At 36.9% G+C, this 17,046-nt stretch carries 13 protein-coding genes; 5 read left to right on the top strand and 8 right to left on the bottom strand.

Going from position 1 to position 17,046, the window contains the following annotated elements; translation table 11 throughout:
- Positions 1–49 precede the first annotated feature (49 nt).
- From ACPF9A_RS00725 to ACPF9A_RS00700, 6 genes are all read right to left on the bottom strand, one after another.
- A complete protein-coding gene (locus ACPF9A_RS00725; protein ID WP_424000721.1) occupies positions 50–643 on the bottom strand; it encodes a superoxide dismutase family protein in 594 nt (197 codons plus the stop codon).
- A 150-nt stretch (positions 644–793) separates the two neighbouring features.
- A complete protein-coding gene (locus ACPF9A_RS00720; protein ID WP_424000719.1) occupies positions 794–1,432 on the bottom strand; it encodes a YceI family protein in 639 nt (212 codons plus the stop codon).
- A 28-nt stretch (positions 1,433–1,460) separates the two neighbouring features.
- Positions 1,461–2,186: a DUF2490 domain-containing protein gene (locus ACPF9A_RS00715; RefSeq protein ID WP_424000717.1), complete on the bottom strand. Its 726-nt coding sequence runs from the start codon at positions 2,184–2,186 to the stop codon at positions 1,461–1,463.
- 40 nt (positions 2,187–2,226) lie between these two features.
- Positions 2,227–4,167 carry an alpha/beta fold hydrolase gene (locus tag ACPF9A_RS00710; protein WP_424000715.1) on the bottom strand — a complete coding sequence of 647 codons (1,941 nt, stop codon included), beginning with the start codon at positions 4,165–4,167 and terminating at the stop codon, positions 2,227–2,229.
- A 39-nt stretch (positions 4,168–4,206) separates the two neighbouring features.
- Positions 4,207–7,455: a WD40/YVTN/BNR-like repeat-containing protein gene (locus ACPF9A_RS00705; RefSeq protein WP_424000713.1), complete on the bottom strand. Its 3,249-nt coding sequence runs from the start codon at positions 7,453–7,455 to the stop codon at positions 4,207–4,209.
- Between the two features lie 649 nt (positions 7,456–8,104).
- Entirely contained in the window at positions 8,105–8,698 is a 594-nt protein-coding gene (locus ACPF9A_RS00700) for a methyltransferase domain-containing protein (RefSeq protein WP_424000711.1), read from the bottom strand.
- Between the two features lie 158 nt (positions 8,699–8,856).
- Between ACPF9A_RS00700 and ACPF9A_RS00695 the strand changes: the two genes are divergently transcribed.
- The 3 genes from ACPF9A_RS00695 (at position 8,857) to ACPF9A_RS00685 (ending at position 13,649) form a co-directional block, all read left to right on the top strand.
- Positions 8,857–12,087 carry a S41 family peptidase gene (locus tag ACPF9A_RS00695; protein ID WP_424000709.1) on the top strand — a complete coding sequence of 1,077 codons (3,231 nt, stop codon included), beginning with the start codon at positions 8,857–8,859 and terminating at the stop codon, positions 12,085–12,087.
- A 106-nt stretch (positions 12,088–12,193) separates the two neighbouring features.
- On the top strand, positions 12,194–12,892 hold the full coding sequence (locus ACPF9A_RS00690) for a hypothetical protein (protein ID WP_424000707.1): 699 nt from the start codon (positions 12,194–12,196) through the stop codon (positions 12,890–12,892).
- Positions 12,893–13,238: 346 nt separating this feature from the next.
- Positions 13,239–13,649, top strand: a complete 411-nt coding sequence (locus ACPF9A_RS00685; RefSeq protein ID WP_424000705.1) for a hypothetical protein — start codon at positions 13,239–13,241, stop codon at positions 13,647–13,649.
- Between the two features lie 288 nt (positions 13,650–13,937).
- Here the strand turns inward: ACPF9A_RS00685 and ACPF9A_RS00680 are convergent, their stop codons facing one another.
- Positions 13,938–14,795, bottom strand: a complete 858-nt coding sequence (locus tag ACPF9A_RS00680; RefSeq protein ID WP_424004390.1) for an IS3 family transposase — start codon at positions 14,793–14,795, stop codon at positions 13,938–13,940.
- Positions 14,792–15,067 carry a transposase gene (locus ACPF9A_RS00675; protein ID WP_423998469.1) on the bottom strand — a complete coding sequence of 92 codons (276 nt, stop codon included), beginning with the start codon at positions 15,065–15,067 and terminating at the stop codon, positions 14,792–14,794. The genes ACPF9A_RS00680 and ACPF9A_RS00675 overlap by 4 nt, the downstream gene beginning before the upstream one ends.
- 139 nt (positions 15,068–15,206) lie before the next feature.
- Between ACPF9A_RS00675 and ACPF9A_RS00670 the strand changes: the two genes are divergently transcribed.
- Positions 15,207–16,010, top strand: coding sequence for an integrase core domain-containing protein (locus tag ACPF9A_RS00670; protein ID WP_424000703.1), 804 nt, complete (start codon positions 15,207–15,209; stop codon positions 16,008–16,010).
- Positions 16,011–16,080: 70 nt separating this feature from the next.
- Positions 16,081–16,803 carry a hypothetical protein gene (locus ACPF9A_RS00665; RefSeq protein WP_424000701.1) on the top strand — a complete coding sequence of 241 codons (723 nt, stop codon included), beginning with the start codon at positions 16,081–16,083 and terminating at the stop codon, positions 16,801–16,803.
- Positions 16,804–17,046 lie beyond the last annotated feature (243 nt).

The raw sequence follows: 17,046 nt of genomic DNA, 5'->3' as shown, positions 1-17,046 counted from the left end.
ATAAAAAAAGCTGTTCCAAGAACAGCTTTTATCCAAATTATAATTAACTCTATTCAATAATACCAGCACAACTTACACGTGCACCAGCAGCACCACTTGGTTGAGATGTATAGTCGTCAACACCTTGGTGTACGATAACCCCTTTACCTAAAATGTTTTTGTTTTCATCATCACATCCAATACACCATTCTTCTGTAGAGAATTCAACCTTTGCATTACCATCGGCATCTGCGGTAAAGTTTCCAATATCTCCTTTATGATATCCCTCAGATGCACCCCATTTACCATGTGGCTCGTTTGTCGGGTTCCAGTGACCTCCTGCAGAAGAACCATCAGCTGCAGTACAATCTGCAGTTTGGTGAATGTGAATCGCATGCTCACCTTCTGTAAGTCCAGATAATATTGCTATCATACTAACTTCACCGTCATCTTCAGTAAAGGTTACTTCACCTTTAACATTGCTGTCGCTTTTGGGCTCTAACATAAATTTCACGACAGTTTCCTCTTCGTTCATTTCATTTTCAGCTTCATCCATTAAATCTTGTACTTCTTCTTTAGCATCAGAAGCTTCCTTTTTTACTTCTTTACAACTAAAAGCAACAAGTAGTGCTAATAGTGCTAATTCCATTTTAAATATTTTCATCTTGTTCTTTTTAGGTTATGAAGTGTTAAGTTAGAATTAAAATTACGGACTTTCAAATATTGACGTGAAATGAGTAATATTTTAATGTTTTGGGATAAAAAAATGAGGAACTTTAAAGTTCTTCATGTATAGTAACAAATGAAATATATTTTATTTTTTAGCCAATAACACTTCAGCTTTAACGGCTATTTCGCTCCATGTTTTACTAACTCCATCTTTACCGGTATGCAAAACCTCACAAGCTTTATTGATAGAAGCAATGGCATCCATAGCATTCCAATTTGCAAGATCCATAGTTCCTAAGAAAGTAATTTTATCATTACCGTTCATTTCGTATGCAAGCGGAATGTTTTGTGTTTCTCCGTTCAAAGTAACATCTATAGAGCTTTTGTCTCCATCAACCTTAAAAACACCAGAGATTAATTCCGTATCCTTCAAAACACCAAAGAAAAATTCTAAAAGTTTAGGATCTCTAGTTCCAGTAGGGTCATTAGTAAATAAGCTACTTACAGGAATACTGAACTCAGTACCGTTCAAAGCTTTCATTGCGGTTGTGCCACTATTAGTTTTGGTAAAGTTTATTTTCTGGAATTTTCCACCAACAGGAACTTTGTCTGTTGTCTTGTAGGCAGTAAAGCTCACTTTCGTTGAATCTTGAACTAAGCTAAACATTTCAGTTGCTTTGCTTGTTGCTTCAACGTTTTTAGATTCCTCACCTTTTTTAGCGTCTTTACAACATGCAAAAAAGATGAAGAGTGCACCGACGAATGTAATTGCTAATTTTCTCATGATAAAGAAATTTATTTACCATATAAATTTACTCCTTCTTTTTAAAAAGGCCTCTTAAATCGGTGTTATAAAATACCCCAACTTGAAAGCGATCATAATCAGTCTCGCTAAAATGATTTTTTAGATACCCAACTTGCATGCTCAAACTTTCGGTGACATTAACGCCAAGTGCTGCATACGCTCGGTTTTGACCAAAGGCATTATTCTGTAAGTTGATAAAAATTTCATCATAGAAATTCAAGAAAAAGATATCGGTTAGGGGCAGGGTCATTTGAATTCTATACCTCGCTCTATGTAATGTATTACTGATACCGGTAGCATTGTTCTGAACAAAACGTTGCTCTAAACGATAACGATGCTCAAAATTAAACTCCCAAACTTTATTTTTAAGAATAAATTGCTCAAATATGCGATGTTCAGAAATGGAGTTATTATCAAAGAGAACATCACCACCAAGAATATCAAATTCCCTAAATGTTGGGTCGGTTTCTATAAAACCATAGCCTAAAGTTGCAATCGCATCAGGGTTTATGTGATAGTTGACACCTGTACGCAGCAACAACTGGTTAAAGTTAGAAGCCATTTCATAATATCTAAATTGTGCTTCGGTATGTATACTCCATTTATCGGCAATTTTATTGGTACCAAAATACATGAACCAACTACCAAAGTCATCTTCGCCTGTTATTTCAGTTTGCGCATTGGTATGCGTAATAGTTGCTATAAAAACTAGTAACGTAATAACTTTCTTCATTCTTTATTTTAATGTGAAACTAAAATTTATGATCGCGGCTTTATTTATCGCCATCTTCAATTGGGGTTCCTGTATCCTTCTTTAAGTACAAATCTAAAAAATCTAAAACCCTACTATAGGCTTCGATCTGATTTTCTTTCTTAACAAATCCGTGACCTTCATCTTCAAAGAGTACATATTCTACTGGTACTCCGTTCTTTTTAACTCCCGCTACAATCTCATCAGATTCTACTTGCAATACACGTGGATCTTGAGAACCCTGTAAAACAATTAAAGGTTTGGTCACTTTATCGGTATGAAATAATGGGGAAATCTCTTTTAGACGTACCGAATCTGCACTATAGGGATCACCTAACTCTAAGTAAAGCGCATCTTTAAAAGACTCCCACCATGGTGGTATACTTTTTAAAGTTCGCAGCCAATTGGTAACACCAAATAAATTCACCCCAACGGCAAATTCTTCGGGAGTATAGGTAAGTGCCGCCATTGTCATATAACCGCCATAAGAGCCTCCCATAATTCCGATTTTATCGGCATCGATTTCCGGTTGAGCCGCAAGCCAGTTTTTACCTTCTACACAATCTTTCAAATCTTTGTCGCCGTGGTTTAAATCGTCCATTTGATAAAACGTTTTTCCGTAACCACTACTACCACGGTTATTTACCGCTAATACCGCATAACCGTGATTGGTAAGGTATTGCGTAAGCGAGCTGAAATTTTGACGACTTTGTCCGCCTGGTCCGCCATGAACCAATACCAAGGCAGGTACTTTTGCATCGGCACTTGCTTGATGGGGCTTGTAATAAATAGCAGGAATTTCTACTCCGTCAAAAGACTTATAACGAACTACTTCAGCAGCAACAAGATCGTCAGCTTTAATTTCAGGATTCAAAACATCTGTTAATTGCAGCTGTTCTTTCGTTTCTAAGTTATAGACATATAAATTACTCGGAGTATGTGAACCACCTGCGTAAAAACGCATCCATTTTTCGTCTTTTGAGAAATCTACATTAGTAATTTCCATAGATTCGAATGATGGTAAATCAATATTTTCCATAGTAGCTACATCCATTACTTCGATGGTGTTTTTTGCATCTTCATTAATGTAGGTAACCAAATAGGTACCGTTTTCGGTAAAGTAGCTACCCAAAATATCCCAATCACGAGTAATCACTTTTTCGGTCGCGCCAGATGCAATGTTATATTTCATGAGGTACGAAAACTCATTACCTTCATCGGTGGTATAATATAGTTCATCACCAGAAGGAGAAAAATCTTGACTACTATTGGCACTTTGCGTTTTATTGACTTTAATTTTCTTTTTCGTTGAAAGATCAAAAAGATACAAGTCTGAATCATTGGTATTCAAAGACTTCGCCAGCGTAAGGTATTTTTGATTTTTACTAAGATTGCCTATATTATACCCATCTTCATTCTTATAAATAAGTTTGGGCGAATAATTGAGAAAATCCATTTGATACAGATCCATGTATTTAGCATCTCGCTTGTTCGATGTGAAAAAGAAACTTTGGTCATCTTCTGCCCAACTATGAAAACTAGCCCTAGCACCTTTATCGGGCGTAAGGTCTGTATGACTTCCATTTAAATTACGAATGTAGATATGGTAAATTTCATCCCCATTACCATCCATACTAAAAAGCATTCGTTCATCTCTTGGAAAATATGAAATCGCAAAAATAGAAGCGCTATCAGATTGGGTAATGGGTGTTAATTCACCACCCTTCGCAGGCACGGTATACATATTATAGATACCAGATCTGTTACTTGAAACCAATAACTTAGAATTATCACGATAAAAACTACCACCAGAAATAGCTTCATTGTCCATCATTTGTTTAATGGTATACTGATCCGGTATTTTGGTGATTTCTACTACTTTTTGAACCTCCTTTTGGTCTTCTTTTTTTTCTGTACAACTCCAAATAAGAGCTATGGCAAAACAAGCGAACAGTTTTTTCATAATTAGTGTTTTAAGTGAGTATGCCTAATATCATGAGAATTATTTCAAACTAAAGGTTTCTACTTCTTTAAATGGAGAAAGCGCTAAACTTTCCATCGTAGCTTTATATGTTTTCCAGTCTGTAGAGAAAAATGAATTCGTTTTCTCTAAGGCAGCTTCTAGGTCCTTTTTTGCAAATTGCATTAATTGAGTTTCTGTAGCTGTCATGCCAGCTTTACGTGATCCCACGTAGCCACGAGCAAGTTGTAAACGTTGCATTACCGTCATCTCTTTGCTACGGGTAATACCTTGTCGCTTATCAACTTTGCCTAAATATATGGCGGTAACAGAATCTATTTGTTTGATGATATCTTTAGAAGCATCAATTTGCTCTTTGTATTTTTTATCATCTTCCTTTTTTAAATCTTTTTGAAACAGTTCGGCAGTCGCTTTACTTTGTGCCAATTGCTGAACGGCGTCTGCAGCCTTTTGCATGTACGATTCTATCACTTTTCCGTTCGTATACACCTCATTTATACCTGCCATAGAAACCTCTAAACGAGGATCAGATTTTACGGTAATTTTTGTTTCTTCTTCCAAATCACCAAACAACATTTTAATAGTATAGGTGCCAGGTTTTACATCTAATCCGCCAGATTCTTTCTTTTTGGTAACTACTTTTCTAGAAGGTCTATCAGCCCCTTTTTCATCCATATTCCAGTAAATTCTGTGGAATCCTGCTTTTTCGGGAGTTTTGTATTTTAAGGTACGAATTAATCTATCTCCATCATAAAAATCGAACTGAACCGAATCTTTCTTTTGTACTCCTGTTAATTCTACTTTATCTAATTTTTCTTCGGATTTTTCTTCGGATTTCTCATCAGCATCTTCCTCTTTATCATCGGCTGAAGCTGCTGGTTTTTTAGCAGTCTTCTTACCTTCTTTTAAATAGTAAGTAATCATAGCGCCAGACTTTTTGTTTTCACCTTGGTAAAGCCCATCACCACCAAATCTACTACCTGTAGGTTGTTGGTAGGCTGCTTGATATGCCGTCGGAGGCGTAAATAATTCAATGTCTTTATTTAGGATGGTCGCATCAGAAGCCAATGCACGTAGCGGACGAATGTCATCTAATACCCATGCAGCTCTACCGAAAGTACCGATTACCAAATCGTGTTCTCTTGGGTGAATCGCTAAATCTTTCGTAGAAACAGTCGGGAAACCTTCCGTCCATTTTTGCCATTTTTCACCGGCATTGAAAGAAACATATAATCCGTCATCGGTACCTAAGAATACTAAATTAGGATTCTCAGGATCTTCAATAATCGATAGTGCATAACTTTCTACATCTGTAGCATCAACGATTCTTGTCCAAGATTTACCATAATCTTTAGTACGATATGCATACGGAGTGTAATTAAATCTTCTGTAATCATTCGCAATTAATAATGCTTCCCCTTTATTTCGGGTAGATGCCTTTATTTGCGGAATCCAGCTTCCTTTTGGTAAGCCTTTAATATTAGCGGTTACTTCTGTCCAACTACCACCACCGTTTTGAGTGTAATGTACACGCCCATCATCAGAACCAGACCAAAGCATATCTTTTTCAACTGCGGATGGTTCAATAACTAATATAGTAGTATGATTTTCAGCTCCGGTTGCATCCATAGACAATCCGCCACTTTCGCTTTGCTTTTGTTTTTCAGGATCATTAGTGGTTAAATCAGGAGAAATAACCTTCCAAGTCAATCCCTTATCGGTACTTTTATGTACGAACTGACTACCGAAATAAATAGTACTGTTATCGAAAGGATCTTGGCTAATAGCCGAGTTCCAGTTAAAACGAAGCTCTGTTGTAGCATCTGGCGGAGTAGGGCGAACGATATAGTTATCACCAGTTTCATGGTCAAAACGTTGAACATATCCTTGTTGGCTCATCGTATACCCATAACGAGAATCTACAGGATCGGGTACCACATCAAAACCGTCACCGAAACTAATTTCTTGCCAATAGCTATTACGAATCCCCTGATCTTTCCAAACATAAGCGGGACCTCTCCAACTACCATTATCTTGCATACCACCATATACATTATAAGGATAGTCGTTATCTGTTGCGATATGGTAAAATTGCGCCACAGGTAGGTTGCCCACAAAACGCCAAGTCTTTCCACCATCCTTAGAAATATTCAACCCGCCATCATTACCATCCATCATAAACTGTCCGTTATCTGGGTGAATCCAAAATGCATGGTGATCAGGGTGCACGCCGTTATCTACACCATAAGCAGGCATAAGCTCAACGAAATTCTTGCCGCCATCTTGCGAAACATTTACATAGGTAAATACAGAGAAAACTCTATTTTCATTTTGTGGATCTACGTAGATTTCAGAATAGTAAAAAGGTCTATTACCGATATCGCCCTTATCATTAATTTTTTTCCACTTGAATCCGCCATCCTCAGATTTGTACAGCGCATTCTTTTTAGCTTCCACTAAAGCATAAATAACATCTGGTTTACCTGGAGCAATAGCCACACCAATTCTACCTAAATCACCAGCAGGCAAACCATCTTCCTCACTTAATTTCTTCCAATTCTTACCACCATCGTGGGTAATGTATAATCCACTACCAGATCCGCCAGAATTAAAGAACCAAGGGTCGCGTTTGTGTTCCCACATCGCAGCGATGAGCTTGTTCGGGTTAGTTGGATCCATAATCAAATCAGCAACTCCCGTTTTATTATTTACAAAAAGAACCTTCTCCCAAGTCTCGCCACCATCGGTAGTTTTGAATACTCCGCGTTCTGGGTGCTCGCCCCAAGGAGAACCGATTGCACCGACATATACGGTATTCGGGTTCATTGGGTCAATCTTAATTCTATGAATATGTCTCGTTTTTTCAAGACCCATAGATTTCCACGTCTTACCGCCATCGAGAGATTTGAACACACCGTAGCCACCATTTAAACTGTTTCTAGGATTACCTTCACCCGTACCTGCCCAAATTACAGACGGGTTACTTTGCTGAATAGCAACGGCACCAATAGAAGCAGTAACTTCTTTATCGAAAATAGGATCCCATTTTATGCCTCCGGAAGTAGATTTCCATAATCCACCAGAAGCGGTACCGACATACATAATATCAGGATTTTCTGTAACCACATCAATAGCGGTTACACGCCCGCTCATACCACCAGGACCGATGTTACGGGGTTTCATGTCCTGTACCAGGTCCATTTTAAATTCTTGGGCTGAAACGAAAAAAGATGCAAAAAGCACCAACAAAGAGAGTAATCTTCTAGTCATTTGAGTGGTTTGTTAGTTATGAGCTTAAAAATAGCGGAAAAGAAAGGGAAGTATTCTTAAAAGGATGTTAACAGTTTTTTTATTTGGTTGATGGTTGTTCGTTGTTCGTTGTTGGTTGTCCGTTGTTGGATTTTATTCAGGTCACTGAGCGTAGCCGAAGTGATAATGTGGATTGTTGTGAGTGTTCAGTTTACATTAGGCAATATTAGTTTTCAGTTGGCAGTATTCGTCTTTGCGAGGAGCTTTTCGCGACGTGGCAATCTGCTGAATAAGAGTAATGAAGTTTGTTATTAGTACCTATGTCAGCCTGAGCGCAGTCGAAGACCGATGCGAGTTAGAGAACTTTTTCGTGTTCCAGTCCCTTCGACTGCGCTCAGGATGACACTTCGTTTATAAGAATTTCAGTTTGATTGGCTTTTTAGTTGTAGCATAGCAGAAACTAAAAATTTGTATCGAGAACCATTCATACACGTAAGGGTTCTCGATACAAATTTCTCGTTCCTCGAAATTCACTCGAACTGACAAATGATAATCAGGTCACTGAGCGTAGCCGAAGTGAACGCGTTCCAATCCCTTCGACTGCGCTCAGGATGACAACACGTAATTAGGTCACTGAGCGAAGCCGAGGTGACCGGACAACGGACAACCATCAACGAACCTCAAAAATCCCAAACAACTCATTCCCTTTACGTGGTGCGATGGAGTTATAACAGGGATCGAAAGTGATCGTTTTAAAATAGGGTGATAAGTATTTGGTGTACAAATCTTTGTTTCCACCGAATGGGCGCTTCTCCATGTTGCCGGTTAAGGGGATGTCGAACCAGAGTCCCGCTAATTTTCCAGTTGGTTTTAGTAGTTCAGACATGTGTTTGGCGTATGCATTTCTATTATCGTTTGTTGGTATAAAAGAACAGAAAAAAGTCTGTTCTAGTATGAGGTCGTACTGCCCCGTGAACTCAAAAAAATCTGCTAAATGCATGTTTTCATCCGGGAAATCGGGATTCCTTTTTTTGAATTCTTTTAGCGGAATTTCAGAGATATCTAGAATATGAACATTTGAAAATCCTGCTTTCCATAGGTATTCCGCTTCATAGGCATTTCCAGCTCCCGGTATTAGAATTTGAGTGTTCTTATCGGTTAATTGATCAACATATTCTTTAATGGGCGTAGAGGGGTAGCCGATATCCCAACCTGTCTGTTGTTCTTGGTAACGCTGCGTCCAGTAATCTTGTTCTTCTTTCAATATGGTATCTTAATGATTATCTGCGATAGTAAATTTATACAGATTTGGTGAGTTTTTGCAATGTATATAGATTTCAATACCATTGATCATAGATTGATTGTAGTAAACAAACCAATTTCCTATCTTTCGAACGGACTAACTACCAACAAAGTAAACATATGAAATACTCTTTTTTAACTGCAATTGCGGTATGCTTAACTTATGTCTGCACGGCACAAACCAATCCGCAATGGGCACGTTACCCATCTATTTCTCCAGATGGTACTACTATAGCATTTACTTACAAAGGCAACCTATTTTCTGTCTCTGCAGATGGTGGTGTAGCAAAACAGTTAACCTATCATTCTGCACATGATTATGCACCGGTTTGGAGTAAAAACGGAAAAAAGATAGCTTTTGCATCAAACAGATATGGCAATTTTGATGTTTATGTAATGGACGCTCAAGGAGGTGAGGCAAAGCGATTAACCTATCATAGTAATGACGAAAAACCAATTAGTTTTTCTGCCGATGATTCAGATGTACTATTTGGTGCAAATCGATTAGATATTGCACAGCATCGCCAATACCCAACAGATGACCAACCAGAACTATATAGCGTACCTGTAATTGGTGGGCGTGTAGGTCAAGTTTTGACAGTGCCTGCAGAAGACGTACAAGTAAATACAGACGGTACAAAAATGGTGTATCATGATAAGAAGGGATACGAAGACGAGTTTAGAAAGCATCACACATCTTCCGTAACTAGAGATATTTGGTCGTATGAGCCATCCACAGATAAGCATACAAAATTAACCAGCTTTAAGGGAGAAGATCGCAATCCCGTATTTTCAAAAGATGGTACTGTTATTTATTATTTAAGTGAGCAAGAGGGTACTTTTAATGTCTTTTCAATAGCTGAAGAAAGTGGTGCTCAACCTAAGAAGCTGACTGATTTTAAAACGCATCCGGTACGTTCATTAAGTATTGGTAATAACATATTGGCATTTGGTTATGATGGTGAAATTTATACCCTATCAGAAGGGGAAACAGCGAAGAAAGTTGAAATCATTGTAAGAACACAAGAAGACAGTAACCCTATAGAATATGTGTCCGTTAACGGTGGCGTTCAAGAAATGGATATTGCACCAAACGGTAAAGAAATCGCATTTATAAGTAGAGGCGAAGTCTTTGTAACATCGGTAGATGGTTCGTTGACAAAACGTATCACCAATACCCCAGAACAAGAACGCTTTGTAAAGTTTATGCCCGATGGTAAATCGGTCGCGTACTCAAGCGAGCGCAATGGTAAATGGAGCATTTTTAAATCGTCTAAAGTGCGAAAAGAAGAACCTTATTTCTTTGCGGCAACAGTATTCAAAGAAGATACTTTAGTGACCTCGAAAGAAGATATTTATTTACCAGAATTCTCGCCAGATAGTACGTATGTCGCCTATGTAGAAGGTAGAAGAACTATAAAGGTGAAGAACTTGAAGACGAAAGAGATTAATACCTTATTGACGCCAGATAATGTGATACATATGCGAGACGGTGATCAGTATTATCAGTGGAGTCCCGATAGTAAGTGGTTATTGGTTGACTGGAGTGTTTCGTTGAATAATACGGAGTTGCTTTTGGTTTCTAAAGACGGAAAACAGCGTAAAAACTTGACCCAAAGTGGGTATTATGATTTTTCGCCTAAATGGGTAAATGACGTTAGCCAGATTATCTATTTCTCGAATCGTGACGGACTAAAAAGTTATGCGACCAGTGGTTCTTTTGAAACAGATGTATATACCATGTTCTTGAACCAAGAGTCGTGGGATAAGTTCAATAATACAAAAGAGGAATACGATTTATTGAAAATGATAGAAGCCGCAGCCAAAGAAAAAAAGGACGAAGCCAAATCTGAAGATAAAAAGAAGAAAGACGATAAAAAGGAAGAAGTAGCAGTAAAAACGTTAAAGTTCGATTTGGAAGATGTAGAGCGTAGAAAAGCACGTTTAACCATACACTCTTCTAAACTGTCGGATGCGGTACTTTCTAAAGACGGAGAAAAACTGTATTACCTAACCAGGTTTGAAAAAGGATTGAATCTTTGGGAAACTGAAATACGTACCAAAAGCACTAAAATGCTCATAGCTTTAGATGCGAAATCGGGTAGTTTGCAGTGGGATGCCAAGAAGGAGCATCTGTTCTTATTATCCGACGGTAGCATATCTAAAGTAGATGTAGCCACTAGTAAGACAGAACCGGTAAAAGTAAAGGCAGAAATGGTTTTAGATGCCGATGCAGAGCGCAAGCATATTTTCGATCATATTTGGTTGCGTACCAACGGTATTTTTTATACCTCTAGTTTTCATGGTATAGATTGGAAAGCTATGCGTACCGAATACGAAAAGTATTTACCGCATATCGGTAATGGCTTCGAATTCTCTGAAATGGTTTCAGAAATGTTAGGCGAATTGAATGTGAGTCACGCTGGTGGGCGCTATTCAGACAATATCGAAAATGGTGACCAAACAGCTTCGTTAGGTATTTTTATAGACTACGAGCACAAAAGTGCCGGCTTAAAAATTACGGAGGTTATTAAAGGCGGACCGTTAGACAAAGCAGGATTCGATATTCAACCAGGTACTATAATCGAGAAAATTAACGGAGTTACTATAACCGAATCTACCGATGCCGCTTTCTACTTAAACCGTATTGCGGGCAATTTTACTTTGCTAGATATTGTCGATGAAAAAGGCAAGAGAAAACAGCTAACCGTTAAACCTATTTCTTTGCGCGTTGAAGACGGATTGCTATATGACCGTTGGGTAAAAATTAACGAAAAAGAAGTATTGGCAAAGAGTAACGGTACCTTGGGTTATGTGCACATACCAGGCATGAGCGACGGACCATACCGAACCATTTACGAAGAAATGTTGGGTAAATTCAATGATAAAAAAGGAGTTATCGTAGATACCCGTTTTAATGGCGGTGGAGACCTGGTAGCCGATTTGGCAATGTTCTTTACCGGTATACCATTTTTATCGTATGAAACAGAAGCTAGGGTAGTAGGTGGCGAACCAACTTCTCGATGGACGAAGCCAACCTTGGCAATGTTCAACGAATCTATGTACAGCGATGGTTCTTGCTTTGCAAGCGGCTATGTAGATCTAAAGATCGGAAAAACCGTAGGTATGCCTGTACCAGGTACTTGTAGTTGGGCAGGTTGGGAGCGTTTACCTAATGGTGGTGTTTGGGGTGTTGTGCCTGTAAGTGCTAAAAACAAAGCAGGCGAGTGGATGGAAAATAACGAAACCGACCCAGAAATTATTATTAAAAATCAACCGGAAGTAATTGCAAAAGGTATTGATCAGCAATTAGAGAAGTCTATTGAGGTGTTGATGAAGGAGGTGGAGTAGAAATGTTTTTTAAAAAATTATAAATATGAAATAGGGATATAGTTGCTGGTGACTATATTCTATTGTTAGCACAAATTTTGACTAAATTTATTTACGTATTAGAATAATGAAGTTTAATATTAAAAATTGGAAGAAATATACATTTGAATTTATATCAATATTCATTGCAGTTGTTTCTGCATTTGCCCTTAACAATTGGAATGATAATCGTCGAGACCAAAAAGCCGAAACAAAAATATTGAGAGAAATGTCGAGCGGTTTATTAAAGGATATAGCGGATATTGAAAATAATGTAAGCGGGCATGAAACAGGTATAAAAGCATGTAATTATTGGCGTAGAATAATTAATGAACAGGAAAAAAACTTAGATACCTTGTCAGTCTACTACGTTACTTTAACAAGAACTTTTTTTCCAGTTCAGAATAAAGCAGGCTATGAAACATTAAAATCTAAGGGGTTGGAATTGATAAAAAATGATTCTTTAAGATTTCAGATAATATCACTTTATGAATATGATTACTATGTATTAAAACGATTAGAAGAGGATTCTCCTGAAATGCAGTTTGAAGACAAATATTCTGAAGAGATAAATAAAATATTATCAAGGAATTTTCAATTTTCCGTAAATGGAGATATTGAAAATTTAAACTTACCATTAAAGCTGACCGATGAAGAAAAACAGTTATTTTCAACCTACCTGTGGCAAATTCAAATTAATCGGGAGTCTATGATAAATTACTATGATGGTGTCAATAGTAAAATTGAATTACTTAGAAACAAAATTGAAGAAGAGTTAAAACAATAAGAAGTTAAAATTATATGTAATTTCTAGCAATTTTATTCAGATAATTACAGTCGAAAGCAATAGTTGTTTTAATAGATTTAGCAAAATTGTAAAATCGAAAAGTGCCAAAAATAAAGCAGGCGAGTGGATGGAAAACAACCAAATCAGTCCAGAAATTATAGTCAAAAATCAGCGGGAAGTTATTGTAAAATTCGTTGATGAGCAATGGGAGAAATCTATTGAGGTGTTGATGAAGGAGGTGGAGTAGAGATTTATATATTTAGTAGTTTTAATCAATTATATAAAAGGGTCAAATATACCTTGGTACGCTTGGAGAGTTGTTGTAAATAATTCAAAAATATCTGGAATGAAATATCAATTTGGAAAGCCAAAAGATTTAGATTCCATCACTAAAGAGGATGTTCTTAAAAACAAAGTTTGGTTGTGGACTTGGGAAGCAGGTCTTGAAGGGGATTACGATGAAGATTGGCAAGTTCCGGTTATTGGATTAGAGGATATTACAAGTGAATTTACAGAGCCTATTATCACCCTAAAAATTCTGGGGACTGATTTAATCGCGTCTGGATCTTTTAATTACAAAAAGAGTAGAATTTACGGTATTGCTATTTGGAAAAATAATTCTTGGGAAATGATTACTAAATCTTCTCTAGAAACACCTATCAGGTTTGAGTCATTGATTAAAATTGGAGGAAATGAAAAAACCGAATTTATAATGACTGACAAAAATGCTGATGAAGCTTTTTTAAAAAACATGTAATCAAAACCTTGGTGGAGATTTTGGTAAAACTGTTTACAATATAAACAATACGGACTTCGGGCTTTATCGCTGGGTTTGTATATTTTCATAATGACCGCAAAATCTTTGTGATTTTGCTTTTAACAAGTAAAACATAAAACCAAACAAAAAGATTTTACTATGTGCGTGGCGAAAAGTATACGCTTATTTACTCCCTTACTTTTCATAGTTCAGGTGTTAGTTGTTATTATGATGACACCCCACTTATTAGGACAGTAAATAGCCTAATTTAAGTTCTATTTATATTAATTACGCGGCTTTCAGTTGTTTAATCAAATACCTTTTAAAAGGTATTTGATTTTTTATTCCTTGATGTCTTCTTTCATTATTATAGTAGTTAAAGTACCATTTACATTGTTTGAATAAATCGACTCCAGAGCAGGGTGGGTTTAAATAAATACTTTCGTATTTAACACTTCTCCACAGGCGTTCTATGAACACATTGTCAATAGCTCTTCCCTTTCCATCCATGCTCAATTTAATATCGTTAGATAGCACTGTGCTTGCAAATACTTCAGAAGTATATTGACTTCCTTGATCGGTATTAACGATTTCTGGCTTACCATGAAGTGTAATTGCTTGCTGTAATGTATCAGCGCACCATTGTGCATCCATCGTATTGGATACAGACCAATTTAAAACATACCTACTATGCAAATCAATAATTGCCGTCAAGTACATGAATCCTTTTTGCATGGGGATATAGGTGATATCGGTTGCCCATACTTGATTAGGATTTTCTACTTTCAAATTACGGAGTAGGTATGGATAGGTTTTATGAGCCTTGTTTCTCTTTGAGGTCTGCCTGCCTGGCATAACTGCACGTAACCCCATAACATCGTAATACAAGCGTTCTATTCGCTTATGGTTAACGTTAAATCCTTTATCCATTGTAAGCCAAGTATGCATACGTTTGGCACCTTTGAAACAATAATGTGTGTAATGCTCATCCATTAATCGCATAAGCTCTAAATTTAAACTACTCTCTGATTTAGGTTTATAATAGAGTCCTGAACGGTGTACCGATAAAAGATTGCATTGTTTGGATATACTAAGTTTTGAATGACCCTTGCTTATCATTTGTCTACGCTCTTTTAAAGGTTTTATCGCAAGGCCTTGCTTAAAAAATCATTCTCCACTTTAAGTTGACCAATAACTTTTAAAAGGTGGTCTTCCTTTTGTTCCAATTCGCTCTTCTTTGATGCTTTAACCTTATCAAATAATGATTCCGCTTGTGAAACAAATTCTCGTTTCCATAGATTAATCTGTTGAGGGCTAATGTCAAACTTCTGAGCTAAAACCTGAATAGTATCTCGCTCTTTCAGAGCTTCTAAAACTACCTTAGTCTTGAATTTTGATGTGAATTTTCTTCGTGTCATTACAGTAAATTTAAGTTTCTTTTTTTGAACTTAATTTACTGTCCTAATTTTGGGGGTATCTTCAGCCCAACAAGTCCCCTCTGTGGTCACGGTTCATAAAATCTTAAAGAACCATGGTTTGGTGTGTCCACAAAAGCGGATGCGAAGAGTAAAACCGGTATACCCGATTTTCGACCCTGAACACTGTAATGAAGTGTGGAGCGCAGATTATAAGGGAAAGTTTTTAATGGGCAATAAAATATACTGTCATCCACTCACCATTGCAGACTCTAAAAGCCGGTTCCTGTTCACTGCCAAAGGTCATTACCATGAAAACCTAAAGTCTGCAAAGGCCGAGTTCACAAGGGTATTCAGAACATTCGGGATACCTAAGCAAATACATACGGACAATGGCAGTCCCTTTGGTTCCGTGCGTACCATCCAACGTTTTACCCAGCTCTCCTATTGGTTTATCGAACTGGGTATATCACCTGTCTTTTCCGATCCTGCACATCCAGAACAAAACGGTAGACATGAACGCATGCACCGAGATCTAAAAGCCGCTTGTGCCAAACCTTCCGCGTATGACCTAAAAGCACAACAAAGACGTTTAAACCACTTTGTAAAGGAATATAACAACATAAGACCTCATGAAGCCTTGAACATGAAGACACCTGCCGATATGCACGACTTTTCTACAAGACCGTTCCTTGAAAGAATACCTGACTTTCACTATGATGCCAAATACAAAGTGCTTAAAGTAACACAGAATGGATCTATTAGATGGAAATCATATTACTGGGTATATGTGACAGCTTCGTTAATGGGCAAATATGTAGGTATTCAAGAAATGGGAAACGGTATTTGGAGGGTATTTTATAGAAACGTATTTTTAGGTTTCTTTGATGAAAACAATTTAAGAAATAAAGAACAAGCAACAAGATTAGAAATTAATTTAGTGTAAACCCTAATCTTTAACTTGTGTAAACTATGTGCCTTAACGAACATTATCAATCAAACCATTACCTTTTTATATGAATAAGCACTTTTTCTTCAATTACGATGAATTCGATTTTTGGCCGCTATATGATTCAATAAAAAAGTATTATCCCATTGGGATTAAAAAGAACCAAGAGTTTGACATCTACCGAAATTACAAGGGCATTCAGGAACTAGAAAATTTACTCCTAGATAAAATAGGTCCTGAAAACACCAACTATAATAAGAACTGGGAATCATTTATCGAGAGAATAAGCAAAGAATTAGGAATAAACACCATATCAACTACTTACGGTATTGTACCCAGTTATAGCGCCTTTCTATCTTTGGAATCAGAAGGAAATAAAGATAGATGGAATAGTAAAGAGTTGCACTTTTCCGTAAGCCATTTAGGTAAGTTCTACCAAGTCTATGGTATTGAAAAATCAGTGCGGAAATCTGTAATAAGACGTGATGGAGAAGAATTATCATACCAAACAGAAAACTTGAGAAGAATAGTTGTTTCTCCAGTTGGTGAGTATAAAAACTATTTTGAGAGAGTCGAAAACTATATTACCGAGGAATTCAGGGATTATAGATTAGTTCCTTTTAAAATTGGTCAAACGATTATAGATGGACTGCAAATATTACATTTGGATAACGAAAAATGCTCAATAAATATGGCATTATTCAATGATTTTTTGGGTTTTGGAGAAGAAGTAGACGAAGTGGAACCCGAAGGAAATTTATCTTATGGAATGGAAAATTGGAAAAAATAACTATACCCAATAATGGCTTTAACAAATAGGGCATAATGGCTTGCACATATTTACTAGGTCCTCCAAATTTTATGGATTTAGCTTTGGACAAGAAAAATAAAACTAAACAATAAACTTTGACTTGGTGCGCAGACGGAAAAATAAGTTTCTTGTCTCTAAAAAATGCTTAGCTAAATTATTGGTTGTTATTATAAAATAAATAAATTTTTAATTTAAGGATTATTATAAATTTGATATTCTTTT

It is taken from the genome of Maribacter sp. IgM3_T14_3 (assembly GCF_049603095.1).
In the GTDB taxonomy this organism is placed as follows: Bacteria; Bacteroidota; Bacteroidia; order Flavobacteriales; family Flavobacteriaceae; genus Maribacter.
Note: the sequence above shows the minus strand (reverse complement) of the source record. Positions and strands in the feature narration are given on the sequence as shown.